Source organism: Desulfonauticus submarinus (assembly GCF_900104045.1).
Lineage (GTDB): Bacteria > Desulfobacterota > Desulfovibrionia > Desulfovibrionales > Desulfonatronovibrionaceae > Desulfonauticus > Desulfonauticus submarinus.
Genome location: NZ_FNIN01000005.1, coordinates 95,659 through 113,955, shown reverse-complemented (window position 1 = coordinate 113,955; position 18,297 = coordinate 95,659). Strand labels below are relative to the sequence as shown.

Here is an 18,297-nt window from a genome sequence, read left to right as displayed (position 1 = left end):
TATAGTTTCAATTCCTTGTAGTTACTCTGAGAAGTCTAAATTAAATTATTAAAATAATTAGCCTTATTTGGTTTCAATTCCTTGTAGTTACTCTGAGAAGTTTTATTTTCTGATACAGTTACATATCCTACTACTTAGTTTCAATTCCTTGTAGTTACTCTGAGAAGTTGTTGACTTGCTAACTTCTTTTGTTGCTCTTCTGTGTTTCAATTCCTTGTAGTTACTCTGAGAAGCTATCTACAAATCTTCCATATCTAAACAATACAAAAGTTTCAATTCCTTGTAGTTACTCTGAGAAGTAGATAGAAATTGTAGTGGAGAAGATAAGGAAATTGGTTTCAATTCCTTGTAGTTACTCTGAGAAGTGGTAATGGTAATCCTATTCTTGTAGACCCAAAAGGGTTTCAATTCCTTGTAGTTACTCTGAGAAGGAAGGAGAAAAGTGCAGACTATCATGAAACGATGGAGTTTCAATTCCTTGTAGTTACTCTGAGAAGTTCTAAATTAAATTATTAAAATAATTAGCCTTATTTGGTTTCAATTCCTTGTAGTTACTCTGAGAAGAATGCAAGCATTGTTTGAAGGAACAGCTAGGGCTGGGTTTCAATTCCTTGTAGTTACTCTGAGAAGAGTATTTGGAAAATTAGTTCCTATTATTAGAGAATAGTTTCAATTCCTTGTAGTTACTCTGAGAAGTTTATTAAAAGATAGTTTATCAACTCATAAGAATTAGTCTCAATTCCTTGTAGTTACTCTGAGAAGCCATAAAAATAATTAAAATAAAATAATCATACCCCTCCTCACTTGTCAACAAACAGAACCAACTTTTAAAAAAAATAAAAAAAATCTATAAAAAATACAATATGTTATACCTTAAATATAATGTCGTCGTACCCCTATCTTTTTTACATTACTCAATATCGACGACTTTAAAACAAATACTATATACCTTAAGCATCTAATAAGTTGTCTGCTATAAAAACTGAGAAGGTTCATTTTTATCTATACCTACTACTTGACGCTTAAAGTAAGCCTTCGTCCTAAAAAGATAAAATACAACAGAGTCCTTTTCTTCATCTAATATATCTTTTAACTCTATCAAAAGGCTTTGAAATTGTGAGTTCGTTAATTCCCCTTCCAAGACTGAATTTTGTACCCATGTTAAATATTTCCTTCCTATTTTTAACACTTTTCCAACTCTATTTACTTCTATGTCATAAACCATAATTACATACATTGAAAATTCTCCAAATCCTACCAAATTTATATTATTACCATCTGGCTACAAAAGGTTTATACTCCTCATCCCCAAGAAAATGTTTTTCTAATTTGTATAGTTCTAATCTTATAAGACGTCTATACGATACATTTCTCTTTAATCCTCTATGCTTTATTGTAGACGTTAAACGCTCTTCCCATTTCTCTAAAAATTTTTTTCTTCCATTATCTTTTAAATATATTCCCCCAAGATCTTCTTTAAAGTGAGATTTTTTAATAATTTTCTTATTTAAAAGACTAAATATCACTCTATCTACTATTATTGGTTTAAATATCTCTGCCACATCTAAATTTAATGTAAACCTACGATTATTTGTAGTATGCAAATATCCAATTCTAGGATCTAAATGAGTCCTATATATTTCTGAAAGTACTTCAACATAAAGCAAAGTGTTTCCAAAACTTATAAGCGCATTTAATTTATTTGTAGGTGGTCTTTTGCTTCTTGTTTCAAAAGAAAAATCTGAAGAATTTATAATATTGTCAAATGTTTTATAGTACTGTTCTCTTATATTGCCTTCTATTGCCATTAATTCTTCAGTATATTGACATTCATCTATCTTACAAACAAGATTATTAATGATATTCAAATATTCATTAAGATCAATTCCTCTTAAATTATAATAAGTTAAGACTTTAGTTAAATTAGAAACAGCCCCTTGAACAAATTTTTTAGCTAGATTCATTCTTTTCTCAAAATCTAAATAATATTCTGCTTGCTTTAAAATCATAAGCCCACTATTATAATATTCTCTGGGATAATAAGTTCCAATGTAATATCCATAATAATTAAAAAAATGGATAAGAATTTTTGTTTTTGTTAAAAAATCAAGAAATTTTTTATTAAGCGTTACTTCTCCAAAAATAAATAGATCGCTTACACCTTCCACAGGAATAAATTTTTTCCCTTCGTCTGTTTCAAAATAAAGAGTATTTTGTTTTCTTTTTAATTCACCATTACTTAAAATATAAAGTCTTTTTTTCATAGCTCACTGACAGAACAAGATATACTTCTAATTGGTTTTACAAATTAACTCCAACAAAACTCCAATTTTGATTAAGGACTCTAATTTATTCTTTTATTTCATACCCCATCTTATAATTGGAATTTTTTACTCTTTTAATCAACTCCAGCAAAATTCAAGATGAGCACATTTAAAACAAATTTTCAAAATTTTATCAAATTTTGGAGGCCTTTCAAAATTTAAAACCTTATTCATTTCCAAAAGAACATTATATATTTTTTCCTCATCCTCTTCTGTTAAAATTACTTCACGACTTATCCTTTCCTTTGGAATTTTTATTAGACCCTTTGCTACAATTCCTTTTTTCAATTTAAGCAAATAAAGGTAATACTTTAATTGCAATATACCACTTTCAAGTGTTTTAGATGATTTTTTTATCTCTGCAATATAATAAATACCATCTTTTTTACTTACCATATCAAGCATTGCTTCTAAGTCTGCAAGATAAATCTTTTTTTTCTCTCGTTTGTAAGTTGTCTCATCTATCAAACGACCTATTGCTAAAAAATCATTATATTGATCTGCATTAAGATGTCTTGCCATAAGCCAGGCTTGACGCTTACATATATTGTAGGCATTAAAGATTGAGGGAGGAAAATATCTCATAAAAAAACACTCCACTCATATTTCAATCCAGTATCTACATCATAAACGCTTTCACACAAATCTTTAGAAACAATTCTTAACTCACCTATAGCATCAAAAGAAGAATGATAACTTTTTGTTTTTTCAGATAATTTTACAGACAATACATAACGATAAAAATCGGATTTTATTTTTAAAAACTCACTTTTTCTCTCATATCTATCATTAATATTCATAATTTCTTTAAATATTTTTAAAAGCTTTTTAGCTCTCTCATCAATTTCAAAAAACATTGAAAAAGAAGGAATTTCATCAATTAGTTTGAATTTATTGCTAACCTCTTCGTAATTCAGATTTTTCATTGCAATTAATATTTCATTACTAAAATTGGTTGAGCTATTTTCTTTTATTTTACAGTAATATTCATTTATGAGTTCTAATACCTTACTCTCATCTACTTTATCTTTGTTTTTAAATACTAAATCCGTTGCATTGACAGACAAACCACTATAAATGTAGCTGTAGTCATATTTTCCTCGGCAATTCCTTAATTTAAAGACTTTAACAACACCTATTTCTTTTTTACTATTTCTATTACATCTTCCTGAACTCTGTATAATTGAATCAAGAGGTGCAAAATCACGATAAACAATATCCAAATCAATATCAACACCTGCTTCAATTACCTGGGTTGAAACAATAATTTTATCTTTTGAATTATTTTTTATTTTAGCAATTCTTTTTTGTCTTTCTATTGGCAATATATTACTTGAAAGATAAATTAATTTTTTATCTGAAAATTCAGATTTTATTTTGTTATAAAATTCAATGCTTGTATTAATAGTGTTAAATACAAAAAGAAAACTCTTATTTATATTCTTTTTAATATCTTTTTTAGCTATTTCAAATAGTTCATCGATATTTATTTCATTTAAATGATTTACAATTTCAATTCTATATCTTGAAAATTTTGAAAAATATTCACTTCTTTTATCTTTAGGGATTAAAGGAATTATCTCGTTTTTTTCTTCACTAAAAATTAACGGCATTGTTGCAGTGAGAAAAATTATTTTAATATTAAATATTTCACACATTTTTTTAAAAACTTCATTTGTAAGAATCCAGTATTTGTAAGGTATTGTTTGAACTTCATCCAGTATAATTATTGAATTTGCGAGATTATGAAATTTTCTTAATTGAGAATTTTTATTTGTGATTATTGAGTTAAAAAGTTGCCAAAAGGTTGTTAAAACAAAAGGTTTATCCCAATTTTCTATCAAAAATTCAGCTTTATCTCCTTCAATATAATTCTCATCAAGTTTTATTTTTGCCTCTGCAAGATGATGATGGACAATTAAATAATCATCTGAATTTAATCCGTTTTTATTGAATATATCTTTAAGCACTTTTTCTGTTTGATCTACAATAGAGGTAAATGGCAATGCATATATAATCCTTTGTAAACTTTTATCGTTCTTCAATAAATTAAATGCAAGATTTAAAACTGTTAATGTTTTACCTGCACCCGTTGGTAAATTTAAAGAAAATATATTTCCATTTTTATGTTGCTTTAACAAATTTACTAATGATATATTGTAAGCATCTTCTCTTAATCTGTTTAATTCTGTTTTTTCGGAGTTTTTGAATATTTGATTTTTATAATTATTAACAGAGTTGAAAATCTTGTCTGGGAATTTTACAGTATCAATCTTCGGACCAAGTACAACCTCGGTTTTGTCGGAGTAAATTAAAATTGAAAATAAAAAGTTAAGTAAGAAATAATTATCTAGTTTTCCAATTTCTGAATCTTTATCCCACAACAAATCTTCAATAAAATCCTTAAGATCTTCAAATGGAATATTATCAATTTCTTTTTTAAATTCTTCGAGAACATTATTCCATTGTTCTTCAAGAGATCGCCACTTAGTCTCACTTATAACCAACATTTCATCAAGATTTTCAAAATTTCCATGATGTTTTCTTATAGCGAGGAAAACAAGCAAACTAAAAAGTAAGGAATTGTCTATTTTTTCTAATGTGTTACTTATTTTATATGCAGCAAGGCAGGCAGATATTAAAGCATGTTGAGTTAACTCTGAGTTTCCTTCATATTTTTCATTGATTATAGAGGCGTTGAGATAATCTTGAAAAAATTTTGTAGATTTTCCAAAATCATGATAAAAAAGTGCTATTTCAAGAACCTTCTCCAAGTTATCAGGCAATCCGAAAACCACTTTATCTTTATTACCAAAAAGAGTAAGTCCTATTTTTTTAACATTACTAAGATGTGTTATAAGATTTTTGTTCGGATGAGATAAACAATTCATAGCAATTAAAATATTACAATATTTTCATTTAATTCTTCTATTCTTAAATAACTTTCAAGTTTGACATTTATAGTTTTTCCATATGCTTCTAAAATAAAATCCTCGCTTTCTATTAATTCCCTATTTGATTTCATTTCCATTGGCATATGTATTCTTAAATACTTTCTGTTTTCTTTTAAAAAATTTATTTGATAGGAATTTTTTAAATATTTTAAAGGAATAATAGAGTTGATCTCAATAAATTCATCCAGTTGTTTTTTTTCTGCTTCAAAGGAACCAACAAACCTAAAATTCGCCAAACATTCAGAAATTCCAAGGGATATAGTATATTGTGTTTTATGCTCTTTTAATAAAATTTTTAATTTATTCAACTCATTGTTATCTAAAGATGTAACATATATTCTAAAATATGGATTTTTTAAAAATTCAAAATTAATTTGAGTTCTACACGATTTTCCCCTTGGCATACGGGCAAACATTTTAACAACTTTTGTATTAATAACATTTTCAGCTATTCTTATTGTAGATATTTTATTTTTTATTCCTATAGCAAATTTCCATTTCCTATTTTGAAACTTTTCTAAATAATTTTTTTTGTCATATCCTAATACAGCACCAACAATTCCATAAAGTGCAGTTTTAGGAGGAATAGGAAAGGTTAAAGGAGAACTTGTGGTATAGGGCACTCGAAAGTGCCCTAAATCTCCCCATATATCAAAAACAACTATTTTCATATCTAATCCTCTTTTATATTTTAAACTTCTAATATCTCCCAATCATTAGGAATATCACCAACAACTGACAAATTTTCATCTATTTTATATTCTATACTATCTATTTTATCTTTATTGAGTGCAAATGACTTTTTCAATTCTTCAATATCCAATTTAAAGTCCTTTATGCTTCTTATACTAAAATCATTCTCATATCCAGTAAGCTTTATCTTTTTATCTAAATCTCCAATGAAAAAACCTGATTCTTTATATGTAACTTTTAATAAAAACCTCGGCATTTGACCAAATTTGGAGCGACTAATAAGATTCTTGGTTCCGTTCCACATAGCTTCCAATAATTCTTTTACATCTTCTTCTGTTAAATTAGTATGTTTAGCTGCAACTTCGTTTATTATTCCATGAAAACAAATAAAAGAATAAGGCAACACATATTCCTCTCTAAATGTTGCTTGACTTGCTCCTGCTTTAGAAGCAAAGGCCCCTGTTCCTTTTATGTGTTTTAATTCAACTTTATGGAGGGAGCGTCCCATTTTAAATTGAACAGGTCCTGTAAAAGTTATTGAACCCTTTCCTGTATTGCTATTTTTATATTCAACTGGTATAGTGGCACCAAAAAGTCTTACATCTATACAATTTTTTAATAGATTTGGAGTTATAATCTCAATCATCTTTTGCAAATATTCTCCATCACCTAATTTATCTTTATTGAAATATTTTTTTAAATCAGATTTCGAAATTTTTTCCCCTTTTTCATCTAACATAAAATCTTCAATTCTTAACTTAGCATCTTGAATATGGCCTTCCTTATCATATATAATTTCCCTTACAAAAATATCCTTACCATTTTGTCCATTGTATCCCTTATATTCATAAAGATAATCTCTAACTGTTCTTTTTAATCTTACATCTGTGACAATATTAATTTTTGTTTCTTCATCAATTCTTGGTTTATTTTCATCCAAAGGATCACCATTGGGATTTGCGTCGGTTACATCATAGCAAAATAAAATTTCACTTCTTTTTTCAATACACATAATTTTCCTCCTTACTATTGTTCCTTATTTTCTTCTTTATCAAAACTAAAATATTTGGCCAATATCATACCAAGAGTAAAATAATAACTCATCTCATCAATAGAGTATTTTTTAAAATCAGATTTTATTAGATATTCTCCAATAGTTTCTTCAAGTTCTCTATAATAATTTTTGTTATACTCTTCTAATTTATTAATTATTTCTGGCAATAATCTTTTTGCCACCTTTTCATCAATTTTTAATCCATTAAGTCTGCTTCTAAAAGGTGTAGCTTGTCTTTCTTGATATTGTATATTTAACAACTTCTGTGCCAAAACGCCTTCCAAAAATAAAGCCTTTTTTACCTCATCATCAAACAAAGGATTTTCTTGAAAAAAATCCTCATAATTATTTTGATAATTTTTCATTTCCTGCCTCCTTCTATCTAACACATTAATTTGTTCCAAATAAATAAATATCTTATAGGATTTTAAAACCCACGGTTCGATCCAGTTGTCATTTAAAAATTCTGTTCTGATTTTTTCCATGAACCTTCCAACAAGAAAATCCATTGAAATATTTTTTCCAATAAAAATATTATTTAATATTGCAAGAAAATAATTATCAAATCTTCCATCCCTTTTAGAATTCGGGAAAAATTCTCTTATGAAATTAAAACTAAAATTAAAGTTTATAGTACCCTTCTTTTTTATTTCTTTAAAAATATCAATTTTTCTTTCAAAATTATCCACTTTGTCCTTTGCTTCAATTAAAAACTTAAGTCTTGTAGGAGCTATTTCCCTCAAATAAAGCAAAATCTTAAAAGCAGAATTGGATTTTTCGTAAAATAAAAAATTAAAATTAACGTGATTACTTACTTTAGCAAGCTCTCTTAATGTCCTTTTCTCAACTTTCTCTATTAATGCAGATTTACTTTCAGCCAAAGAAAAGTCTGTGTATTTTTTTAAGGTCCTAAATAAAATTTCTTTTAATAACCCTTTATTATCAATAACAAGCTCAGGAATAAGCAAATAATTAAAACCACAAAACTTATATGAAAGATTTTCATTGATATACTTTTTCCCTCTTTCCAAAACCTTTGCACATTCTGAACATACAGGATAATTTTTCCACATATACTCCCGATTAAAACCTCCAGCAATGTAATTTTCTTTATCTGCTGTATAAAAATTATAAGTATTTACAAAACCCCATACCTCACTAGCCACCTGTCCACATATATAACAATATCTTTCACTTGCTCTACTTTCTATATTGGATTTATTGTAAAAAGACTTGTATGCTTCATTTTCATTATTTTTAAATACATTAACAAATAAATCTAACTCTCCAACATAACTAACATTTCCATTTTTAAAAAAAACAAATGTAATAAGCGACGGATCTTTAATTTCATCTTGTTTTTTTAAAAATCCATTTTTAGATGAAAAATTTTTCAAATCTTCTAAAATCTTATCACAATTCTTTTCTATTAAATTTTGAAGGTTAGAAATAACATTTTTTTCTTTTTCACTTAAAAACCTGTTGTTACTTTTTAAATATTTTTTAAAAACTTTCTTAACTTTGTTATTAAAAGTTTTTTCTATTTGAGTAATTTTGGAAGTTGGAGTCTTATCAGGTCCATTGGCAGAACCTCTTTTATAAAAATATTTTAACTTTTTTGAAGAATCATATTCTTCATATTTAATGCCTTTATATTCAGGATTAGTTTCATTGCTTATATCAACAACAATTTTAAATACATGTTTAATGTTATTACCTGGATCCTCAATAAATTCTTGCAAAAAATCTCTTTTTTCTTGCAAAACACCTATTTTGTAAACTCCTTCAATCATTGCAAACTCCTTCCACATCCATTTATTATATTACAAACTACCTAAACATAAGTTATTATATCCAGCTGTACTATGCTATACTACTTTTTCAAATTAAAATTTACTCGCATATACATCTTTTCTTCTATATATTACTAAGTATAATTTCTACGCTAAATTTAAGACAATTATAAGTTATGAGTTTACAAAAGACATTTATTTGATGAATTTTATTGTTTTTTAAAGCTCTCTGAGTTTTTCCTTTGTAATCTTATTTTCATTAACCGCATATCCTTTTACAAGGTAATTTTTTAAAACATTTGTTGCCATATACGAAACATTGTGGCTTTTTGGGAGTTAACCCTATATCCTACGGAGATTATGACATCCAGGTTGTAATAAGTTATTTTTCTTTTAACTTTTCTCTTACCTTCAATTTGAACTGTTTCCAAAATGGAAACAGTTGACTCCCTTTGAAGCTCTCCAGAGTCATATATGTTTTTAATGTGTTTTGAAATCGCTACCTTTTGAACATCAAAAAATTCCGCAATTTGATTAAGAGATAGCCATATCGTCTCTTCCCGCAGGGAGACTTCTATTTTTTTGTCTTTGTGTTGGTAGATGATTATTTCGTTGGTAGTGGTCATTAATCCCCTATTGCCTTTGCATGGTAAGTTATTTTCATTCCATTTCCTTTGTCTCCATCCCACTCTCTTACAATAAATGGAAAAAATTCATCCCTATTTGATTCAACAGGAAAAAGATGATAGTTATTTTTTGGGTGGTCTATAAAATCGATCACCTTTTTTGCATTTTTTCCATTTAAAAAAGAAGTATTACCCGTTTTAATATCCATAAACCGAACTTTCCCGAATCCAGTATTTTTATCAGCACCGATAAAGAAAATTTTACCTTTTAATTCATTAAGAAATTTAATCACATTTTCTCTTGTTGGTTTAATCCACCCTACAAAGTCTCTACCCGGTTTTATATATTCTCTCTCATATAAAGCTTTATCCAAAGAAGTATTTGTTAAAACATCTATGGCATTTTTTAAATCCGAGCTAATATATTCTCTTCTTTTCTCATCTTGTAAATTTACCAATATATCATTATCTTCAATTATGTAAAAATTGGATAGCCTTATCTCCTCAAAGATTTTTTTTGCATTTTCATAATCAATACTTCCATCTTTAATTGCATATAACTTCACAAGAGAATTCCACATTGTCCATGCAGGAATATAATGATAAGTTTCATACAGGACCCCGAATTCTCTTTTTGTAATTGAGATAGGAGATAAAGCTTTTAATTTTATTTGAAAAATGTTATTGCCTTCCGACATTTTTATCTCCTTTACTCATGTTGCATTGCCTTTGCTTTGTATCTTGCGTAAATCAGCATTTTTTCAAGTATCGTTTTTACGAACAGAGTTTTGGTTAGATCTTCACTTAATTTTAAAAATTTCTTCTCAATATCAATATTACTATCTTCTATTAACTTTAGTTTAAGTAAAAGTTCTTTAGTAATAGACATCATAGCAATATGCGGATCATCTTTTTGCGACTCTAACCATATTAAAAAAGCAAAAGGACCATCTTCTACAATAATTCCAAGAGCTTTCGTAATTTCTGTTTCAAAACTTTTAACTTTCTTCTTTCTTTTTTCAAAAGTTAAACTATCAGCTATATTTTTATTTAACAAATCCATTCCAAATTCAGCACAGATTTTATCAAGATTTATTTTACTGCTCATTACTTTCCTCCTCTCTACAACCTTCGGGAATTTCTATAGTTATACTTGAAATTGTACTGGATATTTCCTCAAAAGTATCAATCTTTTTCTTCAAAATTTCTTTTTGAGATTCAAGATGTACTTTCCATAATTTTAATACACAAACCAAAGCATCCAATTTTTTGCAATCTTTTTTTATGTCATTTTCTTTTTCCTTTGTATCTCCATTAACTCCAGTCTTAATTTCTCCAATCTGTTTATTTATTTTATCTTTAAGATTAGATGACTTTTGTTGTAATTTCTTCAAATACTCTTTTACACTTTCCCAATAATCTTTTTCACTTAAAAACTTATCCTTTTTTATCTCAATCTTCCCAAATCCTCTCGTTCCCATCCCACCTATTCCGAGTGATGAGAAAAGCTCAAATCCTTTTTCAACTGTGCCAATCACTTCTTCCATTGGATTATCTTTTCCATAATTTTTCGGATTTTCATAAGTAACATCAAGAATAAAAACCGTTCCTCTTGGTAATGCCTCATAGGTAAACAATGCTCCGCCTTCTGCTGCGCCTGTAACAGGATTTATCGAAACAGAAGTTCTTGTTTCAAGGTTTGAATTTACAATGTGGTGAAAAACTTTTGTAGAAACAACACACACTTTATTTTTTATTTCATCAAAAACATCTTTTAAATTCGAAACTTCTTCAGAGTTATTATCACCTTTCAATTTCCAACCACTAATATCTTTATTTTCTTTCTTTTCAAGCATTATCCAGCCAAAATTTAATATTTCTTTCATTTCATTACTTTTAGGCAATTCAGTCATTTTATTTGAACAAATAAATTGATTTTCAGTAATTTCTATTCCATTGGAACCGATAGTATCAATAAATTCCTTCACAATCTCATCCGATGTTACCCAAACGGTTCCTATCATTGTTGAAACAGGAAAAAACAAAATTCTTGCATCCGAAAAATATGCAAGACCGGATTGTGCACTTTTATCATTTATAAAACCGTAAGAAAGACAAACCGGACAAGCACCGCAAGCATTTTCATCATTGGTTTTCTTTCCTTTTGAACACCCAAGATTCAAATTCATCCCTTCGGATTTATAAGCAAGCCACGAATAATACCTTGCATTCCCTGAAATCGTAGAGCCGGGAATTTTGGGCAGATTAGTTGCAGGATCACGGACAATAGTATTATCAACTCTTCCTATTCTATAACCGCCGGTTCCCACATAAACAGGCTCTTTTGCAATTGCGAGATATTTTTTTGTCTTAAAAGGTAAAAATGTATCAGCCATTACTCGTCCTCCTTAAATTTGCGTTTTAATATAGTGTGCCACATATCAATAAAATCAAAAAACATTCCGTTCATAATTGTAGCCTTTAAAAATTCAAAATCATCTCGTGTGATTTTTCCTTTTTCAGTATTGCTAGCGATTTTCAACCGTAAAGGAATTGAAAGAATTGCATTTTTAATGAAATCTTCAAACACATTATCATCTATCGGCAATTTCTTATTCGGCAACTGCCATTCTTCAAGTTTTGAAATCAATAATCCGTACACATTCAAAAGCTGAGATGCTGTTAATTTTAGTTTTTCCAAAAGAAGTATTCTTAATTCTTCAAAACTCTCAATATCCTTAATATTATATGGTTTGGGAGAAAATTCTTTAAAAAGCCAGTGTATCCTACTTTCTCCTACATCAAGTTTTCTTGTATTCGTATCAAGCCACAAAAAATCAAAACAGGAAGGATAAAAAGAAACTTCATCCCCTTCATGCAAATCTTTCACATGTTTTATTGTTTTCCAATCTCCTTCCACATAAGTTTTCCAGCCATTGCTGTTTTCCATAATAAAATACGGATGAAATAAATCTTCTTTTTCTGGATCTCCGGTTGAATATGAGAAATGGTATTCATAAGCATTTTTAAATTTTATCTCTTTTACTTTATTCCCAATCCTTCCACCGTATAATCTGCAATTTTTTTGAGCATCAATTTCATCGACAGTATAAATCTCAAACACTTCTTTATCACTATTCCTTGAATACATTCTTTTTGCAGCATCCAGAACAGCATACATAGGCGTTTTTTTATGAAATGCAACAAAGCCAATATTTATGGGAAGCCTGTTTTGAACTTTATTAAACTGTACTTCATATTCTTTCTTTATTAATTGAATAATCTCCCATACTTCTTTTAACGGCATAAAAAAGAGTGTTTTTGATGGTTCAAACAGATAGGGAATAAGTGGAAAATATTCTTTTTTTTCTTGAATAGTTACATTTGAAATTGTTGTTATGTGGTTTTTAAAATTTTCATTATAGAGTTCAAGTTTTTTATCATCTGGAACTTCAATGTTTTCAGAATCTGAAATTACAGCCGCTTTATTTTGCTTTTCTATAACAACAAGTTCGCAGTCCTTTCCACTTTTATCTTTAAACCAATAAGTGTGGGCAATTTGCAAATTACCATTGAAATCAAAAGTTATTATCATTCTTTTTCTTGTTTTTAATTTACTTTTTGCCTTCTCAAAAATATCTATTCCAAAACTTTTTGTTGTTTCCCAGGTTCTTCTTAAACGGGCAAAGGATGGGTGCTTGCGGATAAGATTGAGGAAGAGAATTTTTACTTTTGTTTCAGTATCGTTTTCATCAACATCTCCACCATTTGTTTTATAAGTTTTTCTCCAGTTTTCATCTCTACTCTTTACAATATCATCAAAAATTTCTTTTCCTGTTTTATCCTTTGAATAAGGCTCCAAAACATTCCAGATTTCATCTTTATTATTAAAATTTTCTATAATATGCTGAATTATATCTTCATAATTATCAAATGATAATCCTGCTTCTTTTAATACTTTAATTGGCTTACTTAAAAAAGTATTAAGCATTTCACCACTAAGCCATTTCTCCAGATCAAAACTCAAATAAACAAGAGCTATGCGATTATTTTCATCTGCAATTTCATCAAGCCAAATGGAGGTCTCAAAATGATTTTTACGCCATTCTTCCACCCTATTAAAAGAAAATTTCAGACAATCAATACAAATTTTTCTTTCATAAGCCTTATATTGATTTTTTTCTTCTTCGCTTAAATTTTGCCAGCCTTCTCTTAATATTTTTTTATCCAAATTTTCTTTTTCTTCATTGGAAAATGGTACTGGTTTTAATCCGCAAACAGTACATTTTTCATAATTATTTTCTTTTTTTGTCCATTTTTGTTTTAATTCTTCAAGATCAGTATTATATTTTCTTTCTTCAGAAATCTCTTTTCCAAGATTTAATGCCCCGCGAGATGGTTTTGATAATTCGATTTCAGGTATAAAAATCCCAGCAGACATAAAAGATGAAATTTTTTCAATGAATTTTTTTAAATTTTGTGGAGCATCATCTATTATTTCTTCTAAACACTTTTTCTCCCATTCACCTTTGAAATTTAACGCCACGCCCTTAAACTCAATATCTTTGATTTTTTCCCATATATCACTAATTTCAAATATTTCGTCTTTTGCACTCTCAGGCACAAGAAAAACAGAACCGTTTTCATCCCGGTAAATCTCATTTCCAATGGGTACAACCACTTCAAGAAGAGTTTTTATTTTATCCAATATTTTTTCGACAAGAACTTTCCTGCCCAGTACATCTGCAATTTTAGGAGCCGTATAATAAAATTCATCACCGTTAAATCTTATTGACAAAAGTTTCCATTTAATTTCTTTAGGTTCTTTCCATTCATTTATTACCACTTCTGCAAGTGCTGCTTTGTAAAGAGATGCTACGGAAAAAGAATGATCCCACAAAGTCACATCATTTGCAGGACGGCGAGTTTCTCCAAGTGCATTGAGGAATGCTTTTTTGGTCTCCGCTAAAAGTTCATCGCGTTTTTCAATCCAATTTTCGACTTTGGAATTATTTTTTAAATTTTCTAAAATCTCAGTAAGTTTATTTGCATAATTTTCTCTTATTGTGGTTAAAGAATTTTCAGCTATATCAGACAAATCCAAGTCAATTTTTTGAAATTCATAACCAAAAGCAGTGGAAATGTAGGTATGAGTTTTTGATTGTAAAACATATTCATATTCTTCAGAAACCATTTTGTCGATGGCAGAATCGACACTGTCTGCCCCTTTACTTTTACTATCACTTGATAAAAAATTAACAGGAAATAGAGAATTACCCGAATGATGTTTTGAAATAAATTGTTTAAGAAGAAACTCTGCAATAGAAAGTGTTTTCCCATTTACATGAGTAGGAATATTATCTATTGAATCTTTTAATTCTTTATAATAAGGTTGATTATCTTTTTTATATTCAAATATTTGTTTCAATTTATTCGGTAAAAAAGAATTGTAAGTATTATTGTTTTTCAGAATTTCTTCATGCCTAAACCAGTTATAATTTCCATCTTCAGTCTTACTTTCCACAAACTCCTTACTCAACTTTCCCAGATCATGAATCAAAGCCCCTATTTCCGCAAACAATATATCATTTCTTTTTTCTATTAACTCTTTCAATCCCATTATATTTCCTCCCATTCAAATCTTCCCCAACCATCTTTTGTTTTTGCCCCGATTCCTTTTTCAGAAAGTTTTTTGAAAGCATTTTCTATAAGCTTTTTATCATCTTCCCATGCGTTATCTACATCCTCTTTAGAAACTTCTTTTGCAATCAAATCAAAAGGAAACCAGATAATCTTACCTGTTGCAGTTTCACCTCCCGGCACCACCTCATAAAATATAGGACCATGAGCAGGTGTTCTTTTCTTTCTGTCAAGCGGGGTAATTACATCAAGAGTAACCCTTTTAAAATGCAAATCTTCAAATATGAGTCTTCCTTTTGAGTTGCCTTCATTATCTGTTATCTTCCTGTTTTTAAGATAATTCTTAAAGGCAAATGAAATTTTCTCCAAAATTTCTTTTGTTTTGCTAACATCCCTTATCCCGCCGGTTGCAAGAAGTGATTTAAAAGTAAACCATTTTACATCCTTTTCATTGCCAAAGAGTCTTACAAGTTGGGCTCTTTTTTCAAAAAAGAATCTGTCTTTATCTTCTGTCTCAATTTTTTCAATCTCCTCATCTGTTTTATCCAAATCATCATTAAATTTATCTCCGTAATTTTTTTCCAATAATCCACTTTCAATAACATAAATAGCTGCTTGTCTCAATGCACCTTTTAAGGAACTTCCCTTTAATAGTGGTAGTCCTGTTGGTTTTTCTTTGGCAATGGGATTTTGGATACTGTAAAATTTGTTTTCAGAAGCGGTAAAGAAGGGAGAAGAAAGAGTGAGTGTGAAGGCTAATTTTTTCGAAAAACCAAAATTTTCTGTATAGTCTAAAAAAGAAAATTGCTTTTCCCTATCTTCCATAACTTTATTGAAATCATCTAACCTATAAGTATAAAAATCGGATAGAATTGACTTCCACGAAGAATCTTTACCTTCTTCAAGCTTCTTAAATAAAAGGTGAGTTTTTATAGGTTCTTTTGCCAATTCGGATAAATTATCAATATTCACTGATCTTTGTCTTGGCTTTTTCTCTATTACTTCAATAAAATTTTGTAATTTTATATCTTTATTACCTTTTGCTTTGCCAAAAATCTCATCTATCTTTTGCTGATGTCTTTCAAAAACAAAAGCAAAATAATCACATTTCATTGTACATCTCCTTGATTATTTTTCTTTTTCTTCTTTAATAAAAAGAGATTCAATATTAGAATTTACCTTTTTAAGACCTGACTCATCCCAACAAATATTGTCCCGAATTGTAGAAGGTAAATTAGAATTCCATGGCGGGCTATTTTCGAATAATTCAGTTAATAACTCTATAATACCATCTACTTTGCCCTTGATAGGCCAAATATTAGGCAACCATCCGTAAATTCTAGACTCAAGCCTATTATTATTTTTATAAACATGGGAAACTTGAATTGCAGAAAATTTAGTATTTTTACCAGCCACTTTTCCCATCAAAAAATGACGAAGAGCATTATTGCCTTTAAATTTCTTTTTTATCTCTTTCCGTATCGATTTCCTAACAACCGGCGAAGTTATACACCAATTTTTATCTTTCCATTTATTTATTGTATCTGTTTCAATAATCCCGTCCTGATAGCTAAAAAACTCTTTAACATTGTTAATCACATTATCAATTATTCCTGATACCTTGAATTTTACAAAAAAGAAATCTTGTATATTAGGCAATTCCTTTTGTCTTTTCTTCTCGTCCTCTTTTAAATTCTCAGTTTTGTCAAAAAAATTCAAATAATCTTTAAAGTTTTCCCAATCATCTTCTGTAACAGATATATCATTATCATTTATTTTGAATTTAACAATCCCATATCCCATAGATGTTTTAGCTCCGAGCATTCCATATTCTGAAATGAGATATAAAAGAATCCTTAATATTGAAGAAAAAGTTTCTTTTAATATAGTTTCATCATACTGAAATTTAAGAGTTACTTCTCCCATTAATCCTGAATCATAATACCAGCTTTTACCTCCATTAATATTTACAACAATCCTTCCATGATAGGGTTTTGATAAAATACTCTCATCTTTAATCACACTAACCGAAAACCTGCTTTTCCACCCCGTAGTACCAAACAAATAACAAACTGGACAAATTTTTTCATGAATTTTCAAAACATCTTCAGGATTTTTTACTTCCACTTGACATTTATCTCTCGTAGAATCACATGCATTATATCCCATTCCTCTAACCAATGCTTCAAACCACCAGCGAAGAGAACCTATAATTCCCGTAAGTTTTAATTCATCACATTTTCCCCATGCATCACCTGTCCAAAGAGGAGTTAACGTATTAAAGTTAACATTTATTATCTTTTCCATAACCAACTCCTATCCCTTTAATTCACTTCTTCTACCATTCCAAAACCTTGGCTAGTTCGGCTGCCAAGGCCTGTGGCCATTGCTAGAAACAAATATTCTGAAGGCAAAGAAAGCTCCCACAAACAATCCCAGCCCAAGATAAACCACGGCTTTGGCTGTTTGGGGTGCATGTAGTACAACTTTATATTCTTAAAAACTTTTCTTAATTTAAACCCATTTATTGAAATTTCAGGTAGTTTCTCATCTTTATAAAATGCTTTAGCTTTTCTTTCTAAGCTATTTTTTAATGATCTTACAAAATCATCCTCTTTGGGAGCAAAGTAGTGAGTTTTTGCTCTGCCATTAATTTTAACTGTAGAATAAGCAACCATAGGAGAAATGCTTCTAACCAATAATGAACTTTTCTTATCTTTTCTCTTAAATAAATGCTCCATCTCTATGCTTTTAAGTTCTAAAAAATAAGAACCTATGTGAATCCCTCCCCTTTTGATTATAGATTCTGCAATATCTTGCAAAAAATCTTCTGACACGCTAGAAACTTTAAACCATATCTCTCCTTTAAAAGATATTTTTTTTATTTTTTGTTGAAATATCTTTACATTTTGCCCAAATAATTTTGAAAAAGTAAACAAACTATACCTTCTTTTACCATAATACCAGCCATTATTATGCAACCAGCTAGATAACTTGCTTGACAAATTATTATAGATAATACCTTGTAATAAATAATTGTAGTGTAAAGGAATTTGAATCCTTTTTAAAGAATAAAAAACTAATTTTAGCCTCACTAAAATACTCCTTGAGTTGATTTTAACTTCATATTTATTGAAGTTATAGTTAAAAATTATTTTAACAAATAGTAAAAACATAAAATTATGTCAATATTGTTTAATTTTTTTGTCAAAA

15 protein-coding genes and 1 CRISPR repeat array are annotated in these 18,297 nt (G+C 28.7%); all 15 genes read right to left on the bottom strand.

The genetic code is table 11. From position 1 onward, the window contains the following. Positions 1-4: 4 nt before the first annotated feature. Positions 5-762: direct repeats of the CRISPR family, unit length 30 nt; unit sequence GTTTCAATTCCTTGTAGTTACTCTGAGAAG. A 211-nt stretch (positions 763-973) separates the two neighbouring features. After that, on the bottom strand, positions 974-1,237 hold the full coding sequence (gene cas2, locus BLP60_RS06420) for a CRISPR-associated endonuclease Cas2 (protein WP_092065190.1): 264 nt from the start codon (positions 1,235-1,237) through the stop codon (positions 974-976). A gap of 34 nt (positions 1,238-1,271) precedes the next feature. Beyond that, positions 1,272-2,264, bottom strand: coding sequence for a type I-B CRISPR-associated endonuclease Cas1b (gene cas1b / locus BLP60_RS06415; protein WP_092065187.1), 993 nt, complete (start codon positions 2,262-2,264; stop codon positions 1,272-1,274). A gap of 138 nt (positions 2,265-2,402) precedes the next feature. Next, a complete protein-coding gene (gene cas4 / locus BLP60_RS06410; protein WP_092065184.1) occupies positions 2,403-2,909 on the bottom strand; it encodes a CRISPR-associated protein Cas4 in 507 nt (168 codons plus the stop codon). Then, positions 2,906-5,215 carry a CRISPR-associated helicase/endonuclease Cas3 gene (locus BLP60_RS06405; RefSeq protein WP_092065181.1) on the bottom strand — a complete coding sequence of 770 codons (2,310 nt, stop codon included), beginning with the start codon at positions 5,213-5,215 and terminating at the stop codon, positions 2,906-2,908. The genes cas4 and BLP60_RS06405 overlap by 4 nt, the downstream gene beginning before the upstream one ends. Positions 5,216-5,220: 5 nt before the next feature. Next, complete coding sequence (cas5b, locus tag BLP60_RS06400; protein WP_092065178.1) at positions 5,221-5,949, bottom strand: type I-B CRISPR-associated protein Cas5b; 729 nt, start codon at positions 5,947-5,949, stop codon at positions 5,221-5,223. Between the two features lie 20 nt (positions 5,950-5,969). Then, positions 5,970-6,983 (bottom strand): type I-B CRISPR-associated protein Cas7/Csh2, encoded by a 1,014-nt coding sequence (cas7b, locus tag BLP60_RS06395; protein ID WP_092065175.1) that lies wholly within the window; start codon positions 6,981-6,983, stop codon positions 5,970-5,972. Positions 6,984-6,997: 14 nt separating this feature from the next. Continuing rightward, the gene (locus tag BLP60_RS06390; protein WP_159427700.1) at positions 6,998-8,818 is read right to left on the bottom strand and encodes a TIGR02556 family CRISPR-associated protein; all 1,821 of its coding nucleotides are present in this window, start codon (positions 8,816-8,818) and stop codon (positions 6,998-7,000) included. Between the two features lie 290 nt (positions 8,819-9,108). Then, a complete protein-coding gene (gene rhuM / locus BLP60_RS06385; protein ID WP_200779114.1) occupies positions 9,109-9,444 on the bottom strand; it encodes a RhuM family protein in 336 nt (111 codons plus the stop codon). Then, on the bottom strand, positions 9,444-10,142 hold the full coding sequence (locus BLP60_RS06380) for an RAMP superfamily CRISPR-associated protein (RefSeq protein ID WP_092065170.1): 699 nt from the start codon (positions 10,140-10,142) through the stop codon (positions 9,444-9,446). The genes rhuM and BLP60_RS06380 overlap by 1 nt, the downstream gene beginning before the upstream one ends. An 11-nt stretch (positions 10,143-10,153) precedes the next feature. Further along, on the bottom strand, positions 10,154-10,552 hold the full coding sequence (locus BLP60_RS06375) for a hypothetical protein (protein ID WP_092065167.1): 399 nt from the start codon (positions 10,550-10,552) through the stop codon (positions 10,154-10,156). After that, positions 10,542-11,840, bottom strand: coding sequence for a type III-B CRISPR module RAMP protein Cmr4 (gene cmr4 / locus BLP60_RS06370; protein WP_092065164.1), 1,299 nt, complete (start codon positions 11,838-11,840; stop codon positions 10,542-10,544). The genes BLP60_RS06375 and cmr4 overlap by 11 nt, the downstream gene beginning before the upstream one ends. Then, positions 11,840-15,064, bottom strand: coding sequence for a CRISPR-associated protein Csx11 (locus tag BLP60_RS06365; protein ID WP_159427699.1), 3,225 nt, complete (start codon positions 15,062-15,064; stop codon positions 11,840-11,842). Before BLP60_RS06365 ends, cmr4 begins: the two co-directional genes overlap by 1 nt. Further along, positions 15,064-16,197: an RAMP superfamily CRISPR-associated protein gene (locus BLP60_RS06360; RefSeq protein WP_092065158.1), complete on the bottom strand. Its 1,134-nt coding sequence runs from the start codon at positions 16,195-16,197 to the stop codon at positions 15,064-15,066. The genes BLP60_RS06365 and BLP60_RS06360 overlap by 1 nt, the downstream gene beginning before the upstream one ends. A gap of 15 nt (positions 16,198-16,212) precedes the next feature. Then, positions 16,213-17,391 carry a type III-B CRISPR module RAMP protein Cmr1 gene (gene cmr1, locus BLP60_RS06355; protein ID WP_092065155.1) on the bottom strand — a complete coding sequence of 393 codons (1,179 nt, stop codon included), beginning with the start codon at positions 17,389-17,391 and terminating at the stop codon, positions 16,213-16,215. 17 nt (positions 17,392-17,408) lie between these two features. After that, positions 17,409-18,179 carry a CRISPR-associated endoribonuclease Cas6 gene (cas6, locus tag BLP60_RS06350; RefSeq protein WP_159427698.1) on the bottom strand — a complete coding sequence of 257 codons (771 nt, stop codon included), beginning with the start codon at positions 18,177-18,179 and terminating at the stop codon, positions 17,409-17,411. Between the last annotated feature and the right edge of the window lie 118 nt (positions 18,180-18,297).

Bases quoted from the DNA above. Each gene is read 5' to 3' on its own strand.
- BLP60_RS06365 (WP_159427699.1), bottom strand. From the start codon at position 15,064: ATGGGATTGAAAGAGTTAATAGAAAAAAGAAATGATATATTGTTTGCG.
- BLP60_RS06360 (WP_092065158.1), bottom strand. From the start codon at position 16,197: ATGAAATGTGATTATTTTGCTTTTGTTTTTGAAAGACATCAGCAAAAG.
- cas2 (WP_092065190.1), bottom strand. From the start codon at position 1,237: ATGTATGTAATTATGGTTTATGACATAGAAGTAAATAGAGTTGGAAAA.
- BLP60_RS06390 (WP_159427700.1), bottom strand. From the start codon at position 8,818: ATGATTGAAGGAGTTTACAAAATAGGTGTTTTGCAAGAAAAAAGAGAT.
- BLP60_RS06405 (WP_092065181.1), bottom strand. From the start codon at position 5,215: ATGAATTGTTTATCTCATCCGAACAAAAATCTTATAACACATCTTAGT.
- cas4 (WP_092065184.1), bottom strand. From the start codon at position 2,909: ATGAGATATTTTCCTCCCTCAATCTTTAATGCCTACAATATATGTAAG.
- cas5b (WP_092065178.1), bottom strand. From the start codon at position 5,949: ATGAAAATAGTTGTTTTTGATATATGGGGAGATTTAGGGCACTTTCGA.
- cas7b (WP_092065175.1), bottom strand. From the start codon at position 6,983: ATGTGTATTGAAAAAAGAAGTGAAATTTTATTTTGCTATGATGTAACC.
- rhuM (WP_200779114.1), bottom strand. From the start codon at position 9,444: ATGACCACTACCAACGAAATAATCATCTACCAACACAAAGACAAAAAA.
- cmr4 (WP_092065164.1), bottom strand. From the start codon at position 11,840: ATGGCTGATACATTTTTACCTTTTAAGACAAAAAAATATCTCGCAATT.
- cmr1 (WP_092065155.1), bottom strand. From the start codon at position 17,391: ATGGAAAAGATAATAAATGTTAACTTTAATACGTTAACTCCTCTTTGG.
- cas1b (WP_092065187.1), bottom strand. From the start codon at position 2,264: ATGAAAAAAAGACTTTATATTTTAAGTAATGGTGAATTAAAAAGAAAA.
- BLP60_RS06380 (WP_092065170.1), bottom strand. From the start codon at position 10,142: ATGTCGGAAGGCAATAACATTTTTCAAATAAAATTAAAAGCTTTATCT.
- BLP60_RS06375 (WP_092065167.1), bottom strand. From the start codon at position 10,552: ATGAGCAGTAAAATAAATCTTGATAAAATCTGTGCTGAATTTGGAATG.